Source organism: Sphingobacterium chungjuense, from assembly GCF_011316935.1.
GTDB classification, from domain to species: Bacteria; Bacteroidota; Bacteroidia; order Sphingobacteriales; family Sphingobacteriaceae; genus Sphingobacterium; species Sphingobacterium chungjuense.
In genome coordinates this window covers 600,376-619,421 of record NZ_WLYS01000001.1, presented here as the reverse complement: position 1 = coordinate 619,421, position 19,046 = coordinate 600,376, and the positions used below count along the sequence as shown (strand labels likewise).

16 protein-coding genes and 1 riboswitch are annotated in these 19,046 nt (G+C 40.5%); of the genes, 11 read left to right on the top strand and 5 right to left on the bottom strand.

Annotation, left to right across the window (positions count from 1 at the left end; all coding sequences use genetic code 11):
- Nucleotide 1: 1 nt before the first annotated feature.
- Entirely contained in the window at nt 2–1,360 is a 1,359-nt protein-coding gene (locus GKO22_RS02830) for a RagB/SusD family nutrient uptake outer membrane protein (RefSeq protein WP_166332577.1), read from the top strand.
- A gap of 39 nt (nt 1,361–1,399) precedes the next feature.
- Nucleotides 1,400–1,750 carry a hypothetical protein gene (locus GKO22_RS02825; protein ID WP_166332576.1) on the top strand — a complete coding sequence of 117 codons (351 nt, stop codon included), beginning with the start codon at nt 1,400–1,402 and terminating at the stop codon, nt 1,748–1,750.
- Between the two features lie 276 nt (nt 1,751–2,026).
- On the opposite strand, the gene GKO22_RS02820 is transcribed toward GKO22_RS02825, so the two are convergent.
- The 5 genes from GKO22_RS02820 to metF form a co-directional block, all read right to left on the bottom strand.
- Entirely contained in the window at nt 2,027–2,380 is a 354-nt protein-coding gene (locus GKO22_RS02820) for a hypothetical protein (protein ID WP_166332575.1), read from the bottom strand.
- Between the two features lie 268 nt (nt 2,381–2,648).
- On the bottom strand, nt 2,649–3,257 hold the full coding sequence (locus tag GKO22_RS02815; protein WP_166332574.1) for a Crp/Fnr family transcriptional regulator: 609 nt from the start codon (nt 3,255–3,257) through the stop codon (nt 2,649–2,651).
- A 580-nt stretch (nt 3,258–3,837) separates the two neighbouring features.
- The gene (locus GKO22_RS02810; protein ID WP_166332573.1) at nt 3,838–4,755 is read right to left on the bottom strand and encodes an AEC family transporter; all 918 of its coding nucleotides are present in this window, start codon (nt 4,753–4,755) and stop codon (nt 3,838–3,840) included.
- Complete coding sequence (locus GKO22_RS02805; protein ID WP_166332572.1) at nt 4,742–6,277, bottom strand: FAD/NAD(P)-binding protein; 1,536 nt, start codon at nt 6,275–6,277, stop codon at nt 4,742–4,744. The genes GKO22_RS02810 and GKO22_RS02805 overlap by 14 nt, the downstream gene beginning before the upstream one ends.
- A gap of 37 nt (nt 6,278–6,314) precedes the next feature.
- A complete protein-coding gene (gene metF, locus GKO22_RS02800; protein WP_166332571.1) occupies nt 6,315–7,271 on the bottom strand; it encodes a methylenetetrahydrofolate reductase [NAD(P)H] in 957 nt (318 codons plus the stop codon).
- 60 nt (nt 7,272–7,331) lie between these two features.
- Nucleotides 7,332–7,437, bottom strand: a riboswitch (SAM riboswitch).
- Nucleotides 7,438–7,600: 163 nt separating this feature from the next.
- Between metF and GKO22_RS02795 the strand changes: the two genes are divergently transcribed.
- From GKO22_RS02795 to GKO22_RS02755, 9 genes are all read left to right on the top strand, one after another.
- Nucleotides 7,601–8,077, top strand: a complete 477-nt coding sequence (locus tag GKO22_RS02795) for an adenylyltransferase/cytidyltransferase family protein (RefSeq protein ID WP_166332570.1) — start codon at nt 7,601–7,603, stop codon at nt 8,075–8,077.
- Between the two features lie 69 nt (nt 8,078–8,146).
- The gene (locus GKO22_RS02790; protein ID WP_166332569.1) at nt 8,147–9,439 is read left to right on the top strand and encodes a nucleotide sugar dehydrogenase; all 1,293 of its coding nucleotides are present in this window, start codon (nt 8,147–8,149) and stop codon (nt 9,437–9,439) included.
- Nucleotides 9,440–9,590: 151 nt separating this feature from the next.
- Nucleotides 9,591–10,055 (top strand): adenylyltransferase/cytidyltransferase family protein, encoded by a 465-nt coding sequence (locus GKO22_RS02785; protein WP_166332568.1) that lies wholly within the window; start codon nt 9,591–9,593, stop codon nt 10,053–10,055.
- A 33-nt stretch (nt 10,056–10,088) separates the two neighbouring features.
- Complete coding sequence (rfbB, locus tag GKO22_RS02780) at nt 10,089–11,138, top strand: dTDP-glucose 4,6-dehydratase (protein WP_166332567.1); 1,050 nt, start codon at nt 10,089–10,091, stop codon at nt 11,136–11,138.
- A gap of 68 nt (nt 11,139–11,206) precedes the next feature.
- The gene (locus tag GKO22_RS02775; protein ID WP_166332566.1) at nt 11,207–12,085 is read left to right on the top strand and encodes a beta-1,6-N-acetylglucosaminyltransferase; all 879 of its coding nucleotides are present in this window, start codon (nt 11,207–11,209) and stop codon (nt 12,083–12,085) included.
- A 256-nt stretch (nt 12,086–12,341) separates the two neighbouring features.
- Nucleotides 12,342–14,828, top strand: a complete 2,487-nt coding sequence (locus tag GKO22_RS02770) for an SLBB domain-containing protein (RefSeq protein ID WP_166332565.1) — start codon at nt 12,342–12,344, stop codon at nt 14,826–14,828.
- A 12-nt stretch (nt 14,829–14,840) separates the two neighbouring features.
- Entirely contained in the window at nt 14,841–15,902 is a 1,062-nt protein-coding gene (locus GKO22_RS02765; protein WP_166332564.1) for a GumC domain-containing protein, read from the top strand.
- Nucleotides 15,903–15,968: 66 nt separating this feature from the next.
- Nucleotides 15,969–17,492, top strand: a complete 1,524-nt coding sequence (locus GKO22_RS02760; protein ID WP_166332563.1) for a lipopolysaccharide biosynthesis protein — start codon at nt 15,969–15,971, stop codon at nt 17,490–17,492.
- Between the two features lie 230 nt (nt 17,493–17,722).
- Nucleotides 17,723–19,036: a Coenzyme F420 hydrogenase/dehydrogenase, beta subunit C-terminal domain gene (locus GKO22_RS02755; protein WP_166332562.1), complete on the top strand. Its 1,314-nt coding sequence runs from the start codon at nt 17,723–17,725 to the stop codon at nt 19,034–19,036.
- Nucleotides 19,037–19,046: the final 10 nt, after the last annotated feature.

Below are 19,046 nucleotides of genomic sequence, written 5' to 3'. Positions count from 1 at the left end.
TATGAATGATATAAAGATAAAAGTCAAATCCATTTATTTAGTTGCCCTGCTGCTTAGCACGTTTTCTGGATGCAGCAAAATCCTCGAAGAGAAGTCTGATCAGAGCCTCAAACAGATGGAAACCATCGATGATCTTCAAGCGCTGTTGAACAATTCAGGTATTTTTAATGATGTTCCGGCTGGAATGGGAGAGGTGTGTTCGGATAATGTCTATTTTGTGCCCGATTTTATCAATGCTCAACCTGAGTTCGACCAAAACCTGTATGTATGGCATGCACCGAACTCGTCTGCGGATGGTCTGCTGGCTGATGCATGGAATAATTGCTATCTGGCTATTTACTATTCAAATCTGGTTATTGAGCAGTCTCAGCGAATCAGTCTAGCACATACAGGAGATGTAAACCGCCTGGAGCAGATCAAGGGATGGGCACATTTTCTTCGGGCATATTACCATTTGGCGTTGGTGTCTACTTGGCGCGGGCCGTGGACTGCGCAGCGAGACCAGATGCTGGCTATTCCCATTCGGGTGGTTTCCGACATTAATGCTCCAAATATCCGCAACACTTTGGGAGAAGTGTATCATCAAGTAGAGCAGGATATGCTGTATGCCATAGCAAGGCTACCCAGTTCGGTAAGCATTGTTACTGCGCCTGATAAAGCGGCAGGGTATGCGCTTGCTAGCCGATTTTACCTGCTAAAAGGAGATTACGAAAAAACGCGATTGTATGCAGATAGTACGCTAAGTTTGAAAAACAGTATCATGGACTACGCTACACTGGATCAATCTGCGAACTTTCCTTTTACTGCCATGAATGCTGAGGTCATATTCCATGTATATCGCGGGATTAACCTAGTGAACCGCGCACTTACGGATGGAGTTTCCCCGGAGCTTCATGCGCTATACGGAGGAGGTGATCTTCGCAGAGAACTGTATTTCAGACGCAATCCAAACGGTACGCCCCGTTTTAAAGGGCTTTATAATGGGACACTAGGAATTTTTACTGGTCCTACCACCAGTGAGGTTGTTCTTAATCAGGTAGAAGCGCTATGGCGGACGGGTCAAATTGAAGAGAGTAGAACGGCTTTGGAAAAATTCCTGCGTCATAGATACCGGTCGGAGTTTGATCTGCCGGGGTATGTAAGCGGCGCGCCGATAGATAGTTTGATCAAAGTTGAGCGTCGCAAGGAGCTTGCCTTTCGAGATATTCGCTGGCAAGACATGCAGCGCTACCATTATACAGATGGCGATGAGTATATTATGATCAGAGAGTTACGAGCCGAGAAATACTCGTTTGATGTGGCAAATTTCAACATACCTTATCCAGAAAACTTCTTAGTTTTTAATCCTCTTTACCGGTAGAAATTTGGATAAGAAGGGGATTTGTCTGAACTCCTAACTATGAGGATTTACTTCACCTATGTGCTAGGAAAATATAAACATTGTTTGCAAACAATATTAAAAGAAATGATAAATCGTAGAATTATTGAAGATTATTTACAGAGCCATGCTATTGTTAGCAAGCTGGAAAAAAAGGATGCTGCGCTGTTGCGGCGTATTTTGATGATTTTTGAAAAGTATCATGATTCAGAGTTTTTGGAAAGGGTGGACATCTTGATGGCTTGTTGCAATAGGGGATTAATAGGTTCCTACTTTCCCGATACAGCGATTGCCAAGGTGGCCACTAAAGCTTTGGAGATGTTACTAAAAGATTTTGATCGGCAGATATTTTTGAATTACGGAAAGGGATAGTGCGGCGCAGTTGCTTTAAAAGACACGAGAATTTGAGAAAAGTACTTCCATAGCTTGTAGCCTTAAATTTTGATGCGCAGTATTTACTGTAGAACTGGTTCAGACATCATGTTATAATGTGTCATGGCGGATATAGTTTTGATCCGTTTCATGAACTTCTTTCACATATATCCAATTTGACTGCATCGGGGTGCATTCTATTTATTAGGGCTAATTGTGAGGGGAGGTTTAAAGAAGCTATAGATCCACAAAGTGAACCTATAGCTCATTATCGCATTAATCAACTCTGAATGATTTTTGGTAAAGGTCTCCAGTATCTTGATTGACCTGGCCATGAGTCATGTTGGGTTGATTCGAATTTGAAGGATCGGCTTGATCCACGATGCTACAGACTGTAGGTGAACTACCACCACATTGTACACCATCTATGGGCTCAAGAGAATACAAAGTTGGATCATTAGGGTCATTTTGATCGGTGCCCGTAAAATACCAGGTTTGATTCACGGTGCCAACTAATTCAACTTTATTACCTTTATTATTCATCACTGCGGTAAATGCAAACGTTCCGATTGCAATTAGCGCTAATATTAATGTGAAGAGTGATGTCTTCACTGCTAATGTATTTTTCATATGTTTAAAATTTTGAATGTTTGTTATTTGCCTATGCAGATCCTTGCCCAGAAAAGGCGTTTGATCTTTTTTACTGTGGTGGCCTACCTGCCATTAGTGTTTAGCAAGTAGACCTTCAGCCAGAAGAGCGCAAATTTCATCTTGAACTTTTTCATATTAAATATCTTAGGTAATTCAATAATTCAATCGTATTAATACTATTGTTAAATGTTGATAGTCAAAATTATATAAGTCAAAATGCGTGAGTTGCACATCAAATGTGCAATTTTCAGCGGTTTAAGCTTTTTAGGAAAAGATATTGGCATTCTTGCAGGGTTCGTTTGGATATACCCAAATAGTCTGCTTGTTCCTGCTGGGTCATAACTGACTGTATGCCCGCGAGCTGTTCGCGGAAAAGCCTATACCGATCAAATGGCGATTTTGATAGCAAAATGGAGATATGACTTCTATGCTGTCTTATTTCTCTATTTGTGAGAACATCAAATAAAATATCAATTACGGGATCACGGTTTTTAAGTTTTTTTACACGTTCGTATGCTATGCGCAGAATTAAGCTTGATCGGAGTGCTATGATACTCCCTGCTCTGGGGGTGTTCGTGTAAAGGTGATTGGTAGTTTTTATGGAGTTATGTGCTAGAGCAACACTTTCAATTTTTCTTTTTTTGATAGAAGGATCAGTCGATACGAATGCGATAATTCCTTGGCAGACAAAATATAGGTTTCTTTGTGGGGATAAATGGCTGTATAAAAGTTCGCCACGACTTACATGCATTGGGTGCAGATTGTCTCGAGCCCATTGCCTCTGATATTCGTCGGTCTGAACATACTTTGACCAGAATTGAAAAAAGATATTGAGGGCTTTGGGGTCTTTCTTCATAGAGTAAATGTATTGTCTAATATTCTAATAGTAGCAGGCTAAATATTCATATATAGTTGGTTTTCAAAGGTAATTAACCTTTTCGGGGGATAGGTTTGACATGCGCATAATGCCATTTGATAGAAGTGAACTGCCATTTGCATAGGGCGAAATGCTATTTGATCCTTTGAACTTGAGAGAGTTTGCAGGTTGAAACTTGGCTAAAAACCTTAATTTCACTCATAAAATCTAAAGTTTGACAAGGGAAACTGTAAATGGGAGGGCGCGTAGGTTTTCTTTTAAATGTCGACAGAATCCGAAAAACTATGTGTCTTTTGACTGATCTGTATCAAACATAAAATAGATAAACGTTAACCAAAATTCTACTTTCAGCCTATCATAGTATTATGGTGAAGGCTAACAGCTATCTATCTTCATTATCTACTACTTCTACGCCTGATCACGCATTGTTTCTAAGGGAAATTAGTCGACGATGCGATGAGCAACAAGTAAATGTCGGTGAACTGTTTGTTTTCAGATATGAATTGCGAAAACAGCTATTTGAGTCAAAATGACTATTAATGAGGGTTGCTAAAGCCAGCTAGAACAATAGTACACTGACGATCGGAACGAGGATTAATGAAACAATAGATGAAATTCCTACTAGCAATGCCGCATTCTCTTCCTCCGTTTCTAAAAAGGACGCAAATACCACTAGATTGGCTGCGATAGGAAAACTGGCCATCAGCAGCATTAACATCGACTGATCATCATCCAACACGCCGACCCATTGCGCTTCCGCGAAAACCAAAAGGCCCAAGAATATGGCGCCAGCTACATAACGCAGACCTAATATCTTGCTAAATGTGGCGTAAGCTACTTTTTTAAAGTCAATCCCGCCCAGCGTAACGCCAATGATAAGCATGCCCAAAGCAGAGACGATCCAACTTACCACATTACCCACCGGTTGGACGCTTTCGGGTAGTTCTACAGAAAGTAAATTGAGCCCGATCGCGACAATGCATGCATAGACAGCGGGAATTTGAAACACTTTTTTAACCGCTTCTTTAGTCGGCACATCTTTGGTGCGCGACATCAAATAGAATCCAATTGTATCACCATACAAGGCATTGCCCACATACGCGGAAATAATCAGTGGCATTTGTTCGTCGCCAAATAGTGCCATCACCACTGGGATACCAAACCAACCAATATTATAATAGGAAAATGATCCCTTTAAAAGGCTGCCATCATAATCCGAAGCAAAACTTTTATTTGCAATAATCGCTGGAATGTTCATGACTAAGGCCAACAAAAAAATCATGGAACCGGATACCGCTGTTTCGGCCAGATCAGCTTTCAACAAATTCTCAATAATTAGTATCGGAATCAACGCGTATAGCAAGACTTTGGAAATCCATTTGCTCTTCAAATTCCATTTGGCATGTGCAAACCAGCCTACTAGGATAAATCCATAGAGCGGAAGTACACGAGTCGCTAATTCGTTAATGATATCCATGACCGAGCTGTAAGAGTAAATCGTTAGTCAGAAGGTCTGCCTGTTCGACGTTGAACCACAGTGAATTAATGTCCAACTGCGCGCCAGCAAGCTGATGGCCGATTACATAGAAAGGGGATAATTCATTCTGGGAGGAAGTCCATACGCGCATAGTATTCAGATCGGCTAAAACGCCGGAAATGGGATGCGGTTCGATGTGTTTTTTCGCCAGTAAATCGGGCCACAACGGCTGATCTTGCATTTTTTCAATGTCGCTGGACGGACCAGAAGCGTTGATAACATAATCTGCTTCGTGCGTTCTACCATCTTGTTGTTTCAGGATAAATCGATCGTTTTTCCACTCAATATCATCGGTATGGCCAATGATTTCTAACTGTCCTGAACGCAGGATGTTGCGAATCTTGATTGCATTTTCCAGCGGAATAGCATGTCTGTTGATGTCGAAATGTGTTTTTACCCATTTGCCAAAAAGCATTTTCTGGTCGGGTGGCAACAGACGCCAGATGCTGTAGGAGTCTTCTCGCAAGGAATACAAGATTGTCTGAAAAATGTTGCCATCGCCTGTCGCATCTTGAATGTCCTTCTCTAACAGGGTCAACTGATCTTTATTGATGCGATCTTCGTTGCCCCAATCAATGTGTTTTTCCAAAGCACTTTCTACTTCAGAGCGGAAAAGTCGGATCAGATCGATGATGCGAAGTGTTCTTTGCTGTTGGCGGATGATGCTGCGAATGCTGGACAAAGTCAACACTTTCCGTTCGTACGGTATTTCGGAAGGCGTCTGCACGCGTGGCAATAAGCCAGTGAGTGAGAAAAATTCAATCGGTCCTTCGTGTCCGTTGTCCACCAAAGTGATTAATGCGTCAATCGCCGTCAGGCTGCTACCTACAATGCTGACGCGCGCTTGCTTATCTTGAATCTCTTGGAGCAAGCGGCTGGTAGGCCAGGGCGAGCAAAAGAAATGATCGGTCTTTTTCAACTTCGCAAATGTAGAAGATTCTGGATTTCCTGTGGCAAGAATGACGTAGTCAAACGGTAGCTTACGTTGGTCTTCGGTTTGTAGTATCACAGTGTTTTCTCCGGTGATATCCGCGGCGATGATTTCGGTGGGTTCTGTTTTGATATCGATACCAGCTTCCAATCCCCATGTACGATAGGCATCCAACATCGCTTGCACATAATTGCCGTACAACATCCGAGGCGGATAGCTGTCGGGATGCGTGCTTACCTGCGGATAATTTTCTTCAATCCAATCACTATGTTGATGCATCCATTGCACGAAGTGCATGCGCTCTTTTGGGAAAATGCCCATAAGCCCTGCTTTCGTATTGAGAAGATGACCTTGTTGTTCTGTGCCAAACGCCAATCCATCACCAAATTCTTTTCGTTTTTCAAATAGGGTGATAGAAAGTGGAAATGGATTTCCTTGCGTCAGGTGCTTTTGTACCAATTGAAGAAAGCAGGCTACACCGCTAGCTCCCGAACCCACAATGGCAATGTTTTTTTCTAGATGTTTGACCATACAACTAGAAGAACAGCAATTAGTAGCGATTGTTTAACTAAGCCAATTGCTGCACAATGTTTTTAGTTGGCCCTGGGTTACTCATCGTGTAAAAATGTAATACAGGCGCGCCAAAGGCAATAAGTTCGCGACATTGATTTACCAACCATTCTTCACCGACTTGTCGTACTTCCGCATTATTCTTACATCCTTCTACTGCCTCAGACAGTTCTTCGGGTATATCTAGATGAAATATACGTGGTAACGTGATGAGTTGTTTTTTAGTAGTCAATGGTTTCAATCCTGGGATGATCGGCACATGAATATCGTGTTCACGGCACTTCGTCACAAATTCTTTATAGCGCTCTACATTGAAGAACATTTGCGTCACGATGAATTCGGCGCCCATATCCACCTTCTTTTTTAGCCACTTGAAGTCGGCCTGTGCATTTGGTGCTTCAAAGTGCTTCTCAGGATAGCCAGCTACTCCGATACAAAAATCAGTTTTCGACGATGTCGTGATATCTTCATGTAGGTATTTGCCATCATTCATATCCTTCACCTGTTGCAGCAAATCAGTGGCATAGGCATGTCCACCTTCAGTCGGGATAAAATCGGCGTCGCCTTTTCGCGCATCACCACGAAGCACCAATACGTTATCTATTCCCAAGAAATCCAGATCAATGAGTGCGTTTTCGGTTTCTTCTTTGGTAAAACCGCCACAGATCAAATGCGGTACGGCATCGACCTTGTATTTATTCATAATCGCTGCACAAATAGCTACCGTGCCCGGACGCTTACGATAGGAAACGCGCTCCAACAACCCATTCGGATGTTGTTTATATAAATAATCTTCGCGGTGATAGGTGACGTCGATAAAAGGCGGTTTGAATTCCATCAACTCATCCATGGTTTGGAAGATGTTTTGGATTCCCTGACCTTTTGCAGGAGGTAGCAGCTCAAAAGAAAACAAGGTCTTTCCTTGTGCATTCGTGATATGATCAATGATCTTCATATGTGTCTGTTTCTTGAATGGAAGGCTTGCAGAGAAGAGGTGCTGGTTAGTGCTTCTGTTCGCTTATCATTCCCTTCGTTGTGAACGGGTAGATTGTAGCACCTTGACATGCGCCAGGTTGCTAAGGCGTCCGCGGGTCTAATCCCTCAGCCTTTCTCTATAAGCAATCACAAATATGGGAAAACGGTTTGGGATAACAAAATGCTGAATGATTTTAATTCGAGATCGTGCTTTGTCCACCTTTTGTCCACGGCCGTTTCGACGTTGTCCACCTTGTGTACTGAAAAAATAATTTATCCTTGTGAACACAAATAGACAAACGTATCAACATGGAAAACAAGAATCACCCCGATTACAATCCTGGGCCACGCATTGGCATTACTTTCTCTACTTTCGATTTATTGCATGCTGGTCATATCATGATGTTGGCCGAAGCCAAACGGCAATGTGATTACCTGATTTGTGGTTTGCAGATGGATCCCACCTTAGATCGTCCGGAGAAAAATGCCCCAACACAAACCGTCGTAGAACGCTATATACAGCTGCGAGGTTGTCAATATGTCGACGAAATCGTGCCTTATTCTACAGAACAGGATTTGGAGGATATCCTACGATCTTTCAAACTGGATGTACGTATTGTGGGCGATGAATATCAGGACAAAAACTTTACGGGTAGACAATATTGTGAGCAAAAGGGAATTGAGTTGTATTACAACAGCCGTGATCACCGATTTTCTAGTTCTGGTTTGCGTCGTATCGTTGCCGAGAAAGAGGCTGAAAAACTAGTACGCGAAATAGCTCCTTAGTACGTTGAAAACTACATTACGGATTTTCAATTTTCTGAATTATCAGACTATTTAGTACATTCGTAGAGAATGAAGAAAATAGCCGTTATCGGACAAGGATACGTCGGGTTGCCTTTGGCATTAGCGTTTGCCGAGCATACGCAGGTCGTCGGATTTGATATTGATGAAGCGCGCGTTGGCGAGCTAAACAATGGTGTTGACCGCACGAAAGAAGCAGATCGGGAAGCTTTACGTTCGGCTCTTCAATTTTCGGTGGATACAGACGATCAGAATGGTTATATTGCTTCATGTGCTGTGGAAGATCTACGCTCCTGTACGATCTACATCGTAACTGTTCCTACACCAATCGATGAATTTAATGCGCCAGATCTTAGGCCCTTGCGCAGTGCAACGCGTATGTTGGGCAAAGTCTTGAAAAAAGGCGATATCGTGATTTACGAATCTACGGTATATCCGGGCTGTACAGAGGAAGATTGTGTACCTATCTTGGAGCAAGAATCAGGATTGCTATTCAATGAAGATTTTTTTGCTGGTTATTCTCCCGAACGGATCAATCCGGGAGATAAGATCAATACCTTGACTACCATTAAAAAAGTAACTTCTGGATCTACGCCGGCTATTGCCGAAGAAATCGATCAGCTTTATCAAGTTATTATTCATGCAGGTACGCACAAAGCACCAAGCATTAAGGTAGCAGAGGCGTCTAAAGCGATCGAAAATGCGCAACGTGATGTGAACATCTCCTTTGTTAATGAATTGGCGCTGATTTTTGATCGGGTCGGAATTGATACGCAAGATGTATTAGCCGCGGCTGGTACCAAGTTTAATTTTCTCCCCTATAAGCCGGGTTTAGTTGGCGGACATTGTATATCAGTAGATCCTTACTATCTCGCACACAAAGCGGTTCAGCTCGGCTACCATCCCAATGTTATTCTTTCTGGTCGACGTGTCAATGATTCTGTGGCAGAATTTATTGCTTCCAAAGTCGTCAAGTTGATGATTCGTAAAGACATCGCAGTAAAGGGTGCTAACGCTTTAATATTAGGCATCACGTTCAAAGAAAACTGCCCAGATATCCGCAATACAAAAGTGATAGATTTGCATACGGCCTTAGAGGATTATGGTGTGCAGGCTGATATTGTTGATCCCTGGGCCATTGCGGATGAAGTACAGCATGAATATGGTTTACGTTTAAAATCCATGGATGAAGCAAGGCAATCCGGCGGTTATGATGCGATTATCATGGCCGTAGCACATCAAGAGTTTTCAGGATTGGATTTGACGAGCTTTTGTAGGGAGCGTGTCGTGGTTTTTGATATTAAAGGGATTATCGCACGTGAAATCGTAGACGCGAGGTTATAATTGAAGTTTCTAGATAGCCGCTGGCATATTTTTTGATATTAAGGCGCAGTACGAAGGCAACTATTCATTCACTTTCTTAACATTCATAAGAGGGGAAATACTCATCATAATAAATAATAGTTAACTAGGTAAATTATACGTACAATACACTATGGAAAAAAATAAGAATAAAGATTACAATCCCGGGCCGCGAGTTGGCATTACCTTTTCTACTTTCGACTTATTGCACGCGGGGCATATTATGATGTTGGCTGAAGCTAAAAGGCAATGCGACTATTTGATATGCGGTTTGCAGATGGATCCTACATTGGATCGTCCAGAGAAGAATGCGCCTACTCAAACAGTCGTAGAACGGTACATACAACTGAGAGGATGTGAGTATGTAGATGAAATAGTACCATACTCAACAGAGCAAGATTTGGAAGATATTTTGAAATCCTTTAAATTGGACGTCCGTATAGTGGGAGACGAGTATGCGGAAAAAGACTTCACAGGGCGCCAATATTGCGAGCAAAAAGGGATTGAGCTTTACTTCAATAGCCGCGATCACCGGTTTTCCAGTTCAGGATTGAGAAGAATTGTGGCTGAAAGAGAAGCAGAGAGAAACAATAAATAAACCTTGCCATCACAATTTTATCTAACAATCGATATGAATAAAACGATATTGATTACCGGCGGAGCCGGATTTATCGGTTCCCACGTGGTCAGAGAGTTTGTCAATAAATACCTCGACTATCATATCATAAACTTAGATTCGCTGACGTATGCAGGGAATTTGGAGAACCTAAAAGATATTCAGGACAAAGCGAATTATACCTTTGTTAAAACGGATATTACCGACGCGGCTCATATTTTTGAAGTATTTAAAAAATTCCAACCCGATGGCGTGATCCATTTGGCAGCAGAATCTCATGTGGATCGTTCGATTGCAGATCCTTCTGCCTTTGTGATGACCAATGTGATTGGTACTGTCAATTTATTGAATGCTGCTCGTGAAATCTGGAAAGACAATTTCGAAGGAAAACGTTTTCATCACGTATCTACGGACGAGGTTTTTGGTGCTTTAGGTAGTACAGGTTTGTTTACAGAAGAAACGAGTTATGATCCGCATTCGCCATATTCGGCTTCGAAAGCATCATCAGATCACTTCGTGCGCGCATACCATGATACGTACGGCTTGCCCATCGTGGTGACGAACTGCTCGAATAACTACGGGCCAAACCATTTTCCTGAGAAGTTGATCCCATTATGTATTCACAATGTTTTAAATAATAAACCTTTGCCAATCTATGGTGATGGTAAATATACACGCGATTGGTTATTCGTGATCGACCACGCCAAAGCCATCGATTTGGTATACCACAAAGGTAAGAATGGCGATTCCTACAATGTGGGTGGTTTTAACGAATGGCAAAATATTGATCTGGTTAAAGAATTGTGCCAACAGATGGACGAAAAGTTAGGCAGGACGAAAGGAACTTCCGAAAGCTTAATCACCTACGTGAAAGATAGACCAGGTCATGACCTTCGTTATGCGATCGATGCCACTAAAATTAACAAGGAACTAGGATATGTGCCGTCCGTTACTTTCCAGCAAGGATTATCACTCACTATCGATTGGTTCTTAAACAATGAAGAGTGGTTACATAATGTAACTTCTGGTGACTACCAAAAGTATTATAAGGATCAATATTCCTAAGTGGAACTACATTATAGGGAGGTCATCGAGTCAAGGTAAATTGTAACGATTGACAAACAAATTTGGACATGAGACACGCTATTTTAATAACCGCTTATAAAGACGTAGAATCGATAGTGGATCTCATTGAAACTATGGGTAGTTATTTTAATTATTACATACATTTTGACAGAAAAAGTCGGATAAATTTTGAGAAATTAGCTGACCTGCCTAACGTATTCATTACAAATGAATTAGAAGTGAACTGGGGTGGTGTAAACCACTTTTATGTAATTTTGGGTTTAATCGAGGAGGCCTTAAAAAATGAGGATAACGATTTTTTCCACCTAATTACTGGTGAAGACTTCCCCATTAAGACGACACAATATATTTTGAAGTTAGATAGATCAAAATCTTTTATTAAATCCTCCTCTTTTCCATTTTATAACTGGGATTCAAGCGGCGGGCATGATAGATATCGAAGGTACCATTTTTATGACTTCTTTAATGCAAAAACTAAATTTGGAGCTCGACTGATCTACACTTTAACGCTTCTTCAAAAAATATTTCAGATAAAGCGCAAGGATTTTTCAGTTAAAAAAAAGTTTGGCGGTTCAACCTATTGGAGTCTTAATCGGGAGGTGTTAGGTTATTTATTAAATCAATTGGATAGCAATAGACTTAAAAAGCTTCGATATACCTTTTGCGCGGAAGAATTCGTTTTTCAGACTCTGTTGCAAGACTCTCCATATAAACACACCATTGTGAATGACAATCTTAGGTTTATTGACTGGACTTCTAAAAGGGGCGGAGATCCGGCGTTCTTAGATGAAACAGATTTTGAGAAACTAAGGTTGTCTAACGCAATTTTTGCGAGAAAAATACGTAAAATACCAAATAGTCCATTATTGGGATTGTTGAAGAAACATCTGAAAATTGAAAGCAAGATTTCTGAATATAATACATGATGTCATTACTGTTTCGCGATACCCCTAATTAACTTAATTTATGCTTTTAGTCGATAGACACATGTCCCGCATTTTAACTACATTTGCAAATATGTAACTTATGAAACAGCGCTTGCGATGAGGTTGTTTTTATAAATTACCTATAAAAGATTGCATAATCATGAGACATGAATGGGTATACAATTATTTAAACAGATATTAACTTTAAAGCGCGTAATCCTGTGTGTTTCACTTAGATAAGCGATTACTTTTTTATATGATGGAGAGATTCATACTTAATAGCATAGCTGTATTTATTCTTGTGTTAGGTGGTTTTATTAACCAATCTTTAGCGCAGGCAGTGGATTACAGTAAGGTCAAAGTAGAGACGCTAAGTAATACACAAGTGTTACAATTAATGACTCGCGCAGAGGAGGAGGGACTTTCACAAGATGAAATGTTTGCTAATCTGATTAATCAAGGAATGCCTGAGAACGAGATTTCTAAATTACGAACTCGTGTGGCAAGAATCAGGCGAGATCAGCTCGGCAAAGATCAGCTTACACTGATGGTTGATCCTTCTGAGCAGGGGCGTAAGGCAGACAACTCCGGAGATCTATTAAATACATCTAATGGAGAGCTTGTTGAGAATGAAGATGCACCACCTATTTTTGGTTCATCTCTATTTAGAAATGGAAATATTCGATTCGAACCTAACCTGAATATGGCTACTCCGGAGGACTACATAATAGGAACGGGTGATCAGTTATTGATTGATTTAACCGGTGATAATGAAGCGAGTTATCAACTTACTGTTTCTCCAGAAGGGACTATCCGCGTGGAATATGTGGGTATTGTTTCGGTAAGTGGCTTAACTATTCAAGCTGCTCGCGCCAAACTAAGGAGTCAACTAGCACAAACTTATACATCTATACGAAGTGGTCGTACGCAAGTCAACTTGAACCTAGGCAATATCCGAAGTATAAAGATAACATTAACCGGTTTCGTTACACAACCTGGGACGTATACACTACCTTCCGTGGCGACTGTATTCAATGCGCTCTATGCTGCTGGAGGACCATCCGACAAAGGAACTTTCCGTAACATTCAGGTCATTCGAAATAATAGAATTTTGGGTAATATTGATGCTTACGATTTTTTAGTCAACGGAATCCAATCCGGAAATATCCGCCTAGAGGATCAAGATGTGATCCATATTCCCGTTTATAGAAATAGAGTCGAATTTCAAGGCTTCATTAATAGACCGGGATTTTATGAAGCGAAAGATGGGGAGCGGTTTGCCGAACTCTTGGAATATACAGGCGGTTTTACTGCGAACGCTTATACCGCGAAAATACGCGTGTTTTCTACTACCGACAGAGATCGTAGAATAAACGACATATATCAGGCTGATTTTTCTAGCTATCAGCCTAAAAATGGCGATCAATATATCGTGGAAGAAATTTTGGATAGATACGAGAATCGTGTTCAAATGGAAGGCGCCGTATTTAGGCCAGGATTTTATCAACTGGACGATGGACTTACGGTGAAGCAGCTCATCCAAAAAGCTGATGGTATTAAAGAGGATGCTTTTATGAGTAGAGCGTACATCAATAGGCTCAATTCTGACAATACGCAACGCTTGATTTCTTTTGACCTAAAAGGCTTGTTAGATGGGACGATAGAGGACATATCGTTAAGACGCGAGGATAGGGTTATTATATCGTCCATTTTTGATCTTCGAGAAGAGTACAGTGTCAATATCGATGGCGAAGTTCGTAAACCTGGTAAATTCAGCTTCGCAGAAGACATGACGCTAGGCAATGTGATACATATGGCGGGAGGATTATCGGATGCCGCCAATATAGAAAGAATTGAAATCGCCCGTCGTATCCGTAAAAATGTCAATCAAAGGGATTCAGTTTTATCTGAACTATTGATAGTCAACTTTGATAATAAGGAAGAGGCGCTTCAGTCCGATTTTGAACTGAAACCTTTTGACATTATCAATATTCGCACCAGCACTGGTTATCAGTATCAGAAGCAGATTCGTATAGAAGGAGAAGTTCTGTATCCGGGAGTTTATACGCTAATTTCACGGGAAGAGACTATATCGGATATCATCCAGAGAGCTGGTGGGGTTACTGATATAGCGTATTTAGAGGGATCTTCTTTGCAAAGGAAAATATCAGATTCTCGTATCGCACTTGATAATAGCCAAAGCTCGGTTGATGCAGATTCTGCTATTAGTGAAGTCTTGGAAGACGACGCCATAACTAAGGAGAAAATTCTAGCCAGCACTCCAGGATCGGCGGCGCGAAATACACCATTAAATTTTAGTAGCTATGTGGGTATTGATTTGGATAAAATTATTTCTAAACCACACTCTAGACATGATTTATTGATGGAAGACGGCGATATTATTATCGTGCCCAGACAATTGCAGACAATTACTGTTCGGGGCGAGGTTTTGAATTCCAATCGTATTGTATATCGGAAGGGTAGGCCTTTAACTTACTATATCAATCAAGCTGGGGGATTTACTAGTAGAGCCCACAAAAGCAAAACGTTTGTACAGTATGCGAATGGAGAAGTTAGATCAACAATAAAGGGGTTAGGCAGAATTTACCCGGAAGTCACACCTGGAGCGGAAATTATTGTTCCACAAAAACCACTGAAATCTCCTATGTCTGCGCAGGCCGTAGTCGGTCTATCATCTGCAGTTATCTCCACGCTTGCAATATTGTTGAGTCTTTTACGGTAATTAAGAGTAGTTATGCAAAAAAGTCAAGACGAAATAGCCCTTAAAGATCTATTTATCTACATTGGGAAAGGCGTTAAGTATCTTCTTTCTAAATGGTATATCATCTTAATCTTTGCTTTGCTTGGAACGGCAGCTGGATATTTTTTAGCTAAATCTAAAGAGGTACTTTACACAGCAACGACTACCTTTATTTTAGAGGGTAATTCTACTGGTGGACCTTCGGGTTTGGCGGCATTAGGAGGCATGACAGTTGGCGGAATGGGAGGGGCAGATGGCCTATTCCAAGGCGAAAGTCTTTTTGAGCTTTACAAGTCCCGATCCATTTTACGTAAGACACTGATACGCAAAATAGATACTGCTGAGCTTTTCGTGCAAAAATTCTATCAGATAAATCGGGGTTTTCGTGAAAGTCTAGAGGAGCGTCCTGAGCTCGCTGTTAAAATTGCTGACACAGAGTTTTTTCTCGCTCCGGATAGTTTAGAATCTAGAACCCGAGACTCCATTCTTTTACGTGTTTGTGATAAGATAAGCGACAGCTATATCGAAGTAGATAAGTTGAATAAAAAGGCTAATTTAATTTATGTCACAGTATCGGCAGAAGATGAAGTGTTTGCCAAGCGCTTTAACGAAGAATTAGTAAATAACGTAAATGAATTTTATTTGGAAACAAAGGGGGGGATCTCTAGAGATAACATTGCCACGCTTCAATTGAAGGTTGACTCTGTTCGAAGGGCTATGTCTCGATCTATCTCCTCCTCTCAGAGCGTAACAGATCACACTCCGAACTTAAATCCTACGCGTCAATCTCTTCGGAGTATTCCGCTACAGGAGGCTCAATTATCTACGGAATCTAGTAGAGGTGTATTAGCGGAATTAACCCGGAATTTAGAGCAAGCTAAAATTGCTTTGAGTAAGGAAGCACCAATCATAAAAATTGTTGACGAAGTGATGTTTCCGCTTCCTATAAACCGTGCTAGTATTATGCTTTTCTCCATTGGAGGAGCATTTTTGAGCGTGTTTTTGGTCATCCTAGTATTATCTACTATTAAGATCATTAGCCATATTGTTAAGTAGTATATACTATGATTTTTTGTGCATATCGACTATTTATGATCTCACGTTTAAATATCATCAAAGATTTTGGCAAGTAATAACAGTAGAATAGCTAAAAATACGCTGTTTTTATATGTGAGGATGTTCCTTAATATGGGACTTAGTCTCTATACCTCGCGAATCGTATTAGGTGCTTTAGGGATTGAAAACTTTGGTATTTATAGTGTTGTAGGTGGAGTGATTACACTCTTTAGCTTCTTCAACTCAGCGATGTCTTCCGCGACACAGCGATTTTTAGCAATTACTATTGGGGAGAAAGATAGTGCTAAACTTCATAAAGTTTTTAATGTTTCTTTGCTCGTCCACATAGGTATAGCAGCGATAGTATTGCTATTTGCGGAAACTTTGGGACTATGGTTTGTAAATGAAAAATTAAATCTCCCTTCCGATCGAATGGGGGTGATAAATATTGTGTATCAACTTTCTGTTCTGGCCAGTATTATCGGCATTATTCAAGTACCGTATCATGCCATGATCATTGCACATGAGAGGATGAATGTTTTTGCAGGCATAAGCATATTAGAGGCATTGCTGAGAATCTCAATTGTCTTCCTGCTATACCATTCGATGTTCGATAAGCTTATTAGCTTCGCTGTGATGATTTTCGTGATGAATTTTATTCTATCAGCTATTTACGTGCTTTACTCAAGGAAACAATTTCCGGAGAGTAATTTCGAAATTCAGAGAGATAAAAGCATTTATAAGAACATGATGAGCTACTCTAGCTGGAATCTTATTGGTAATATTGCAGCGGTTGCTAAAGGACAGGGTGCTAACGTCTTGCTGAATATCTTCTTTGGTACAACGGTCAATGCCTCTTACGGCGTAATGTTACAGGTGCAGGTTGCTGTACAGTCTTTTGTAAGTAATTTTCAAATGGCCATAAACCCACAGATATATAAATCTTATGCAGCAGAAGATTTAAAGAGAATGCACAATTTGGTATTACAGGGCTCAAAGTTCTCTTTTTTTTTAATGGCTTTGATTATTGCACCTTTATTATATAGTATTGACTATATTCTCGCGTGGTGGCTTGATAGCCCACCTCCGTATTCCGGAGTATTTGTGTTTTTTTCGTTGGTTAATATTCTATTAGAGAGTCTTTCGGGACCTTTAACAAGTGGCGCGTTGGCCGGTGGCAAAATCAAGTGGTATCAGATTGCTCTGGGGGGAACCATGATGCTTAACCTTCCTTTAAGTTACCTGTTGTTTTGCTGGACTGGTGAGCCTGTTATGTTTCTCTATGTAGCTATAATATTATCAATCATCATGCTTTTTTTAAGACTTCTGTTTTTGACAAAATTGATTCGTTTCAGTGTCGCGATTTTTTTTATTAGGGTTATGCTTCCTGTAATACTAGCTACCACATGTTCTGCAGCTGGGATAGTATTGTTATATTCACAATACGGTGTGCCTACTGGGTTTTTCGATCTGATTAAAATTACGGGCATAATTTTAATATACGTTCTTATAGTATTTTATTTTATTGGGTGTTCAAAAGCAGAGCGGAGTATGATTTACAAATTCGTGATGGATAAAATTGCTAAATGAGTTTTTTAGTCTTAAGGGTTTGATTGGTTGTATCCTTATTATAACATAAGTTACAGTGGTGTCTATCTTTGGTTTTACGTAGCAACGTCAGGCATCGAACGGTCATAAGATAAGGCCTATTTCATAGCTAACTGAAAGATAGGGTATTTGTAAGCGTGTCGTCAAGATTACGAATGTTATACCCCTAACGGTGCATTGGCAAATATGATGAAGAAAATTATTGGAAAAATATGAATATCTCAGATATCGTTAAAAGCGACCTGTGTACTGGCTGCGGCGTATGTACTTCAGAGTCTACTGGCCGATTGGAAATGCAGTGGGACGAAAATGGATTTCTTTTACCAGTTTTGAAGTCAGGAAAGTGGAGCGACACCTATGATGCAGTGAAGGTGTGTCCGTTCAATCCAGACCCTCAGCTGGAAGTTTCGGACGAGGATAAATTAGGGAGTCAATTTCTTGCTGAGGCACAGAAATTCGATGAGAAGTTAGGGCGCTATGAGAATACTTATATTGGATACAGCATAGATTATAGAACGGATTCATCATCGGGAGGTATTGCTACATATGTATTTTCAGATCTTTTAAAGCGCAAAATAGTAGACCATTTGTTTATAGTAAGAGAGTTTGATGGTAGTTACGAATATGGATTATACAGCGGGGAATACGATATAAAACAAACATCTAAAACTCGTTATATTCCAGTTACCTTAGAACATTGTTTCACAGTCATAGACAACCTGGAAGGAACTGTTGCGATCTCTGGTGTCGCTTGTTTCCTTAAAGCTATTAGACTTAAGCAGTTCTACCATCCTCATTATAAGCATAAGATTCCATTCTTGGTAGGGATTATATGCGGAGGATGGAAAAGCCGGTTTTTTAGTGATTTTCTGGCGCAAGGTGCAGGTGTAAGCGGGAAGTATCACAGTCAAGAATACAGAATAAAGGATCCTAATAGCTTATCGTCTGATTATTCTTTTGGCGCTTTTGATCGCGACGAGAATTTTAAGACCATGAAGATGTCTAAAGTTGGCGATATGTGGGGAACAGGCCTTTTTAAATCTAATGCTTGTGATTTTTGTTCTGATGTAACAACAGAATTGGCAGATATATCTTTGGGAGATGCTTGGCTTCCGGAATACAGGTCTGATGGGATGGGCAATAGTATCGTCATTACGAGAAGTCGATTGGCAGAATCTATAATACAACAAGGTATCCTCAACCAGGCCCTTGTCATCGATTCGGTCACGGAAGATGCAATAATTAGATCCCAAAAACCAAGTTTTTTACATCGACAAGATGCTATAAATTTTAGAATCCGAATTAGGAAGTTGAAGAGAATGATGGTTCCAAGAATCAGAGATAGAGTGTTAACTAAAATCTCGCTTCCATATTTAACTGTGCAAATACAACGAATGAGAGTTCGAAAAAACAGTATTAAACACTGGAGACGCTATCCATTTTTTGGTAAGTTTAAAGAGAAAATGTCTATCGATCTCAAAATATTAGCTCTTTTTACAAGAGTTTACCACAAGTTGAGATCATAATATTTACGTT

What these genes read in the sequence shown, in the direction of transcription:
- GKO22_RS02810 (WP_166332573.1), bottom strand. Translation starts at nt 4,755, where the DNA reads ATGGATATCATTAACGAATTAGCGACTCGTGTACTTCCGCTCTATGGA.
- GKO22_RS02815 (WP_166332574.1), bottom strand. Translation starts at nt 3,257, where the DNA reads ATGAAGAAAGACCCCAAAGCCCTCAATATCTTTTTTCAATTCTGGTCA.
- GKO22_RS02770 (WP_166332565.1), top strand. Translation starts at nt 12,342, where the DNA reads ATGATGGAGAGATTCATACTTAATAGCATAGCTGTATTTATTCTTGTG.
- GKO22_RS02805 (WP_166332572.1), bottom strand. Translation starts at nt 6,277, where the DNA reads ATGGTCAAACATCTAGAAAAAAACATTGCCATTGTGGGTTCGGGAGCT.
- GKO22_RS02785 (WP_166332568.1), top strand. Translation starts at nt 9,591, where the DNA reads ATGGAAAAAAATAAGAATAAAGATTACAATCCCGGGCCGCGAGTTGGC.
- rfbB (WP_166332567.1), top strand. Translation starts at nt 10,089, where the DNA reads ATGAATAAAACGATATTGATTACCGGCGGAGCCGGATTTATCGGTTCC.
- GKO22_RS02795 (WP_166332570.1), top strand. Translation starts at nt 7,601, where the DNA reads ATGGAAAACAAGAATCACCCCGATTACAATCCTGGGCCACGCATTGGC.
- GKO22_RS02790 (WP_166332569.1), top strand. Translation starts at nt 8,147, where the DNA reads ATGAAGAAAATAGCCGTTATCGGACAAGGATACGTCGGGTTGCCTTTG.
- GKO22_RS02825 (WP_166332576.1), top strand. Translation starts at nt 1,400, where the DNA reads ATGAGGATTTACTTCACCTATGTGCTAGGAAAATATAAACATTGTTTG.
- GKO22_RS02830 (WP_166332577.1), top strand. Translation starts at nt 2, where the DNA reads ATGAATGATATAAAGATAAAAGTCAAATCCATTTATTTAGTTGCCCTG.
- GKO22_RS02765 (WP_166332564.1), top strand. Translation starts at nt 14,841, where the DNA reads ATGCAAAAAAGTCAAGACGAAATAGCCCTTAAAGATCTATTTATCTAC.
- GKO22_RS02775 (WP_166332566.1), top strand. Translation starts at nt 11,207, where the DNA reads ATGAGACACGCTATTTTAATAACCGCTTATAAAGACGTAGAATCGATA.
- GKO22_RS02820 (WP_166332575.1), bottom strand. Translation starts at nt 2,380, where the DNA reads ATGAAAAATACATTAGCAGTGAAGACATCACTCTTCACATTAATATTA.
- metF (WP_166332571.1), bottom strand. Translation starts at nt 7,271, where the DNA reads ATGAAGATCATTGATCATATCACGAATGCACAAGGAAAGACCTTGTTT.
- GKO22_RS02755 (WP_166332562.1), top strand. Translation starts at nt 17,723, where the DNA reads ATGAATATCTCAGATATCGTTAAAAGCGACCTGTGTACTGGCTGCGGC.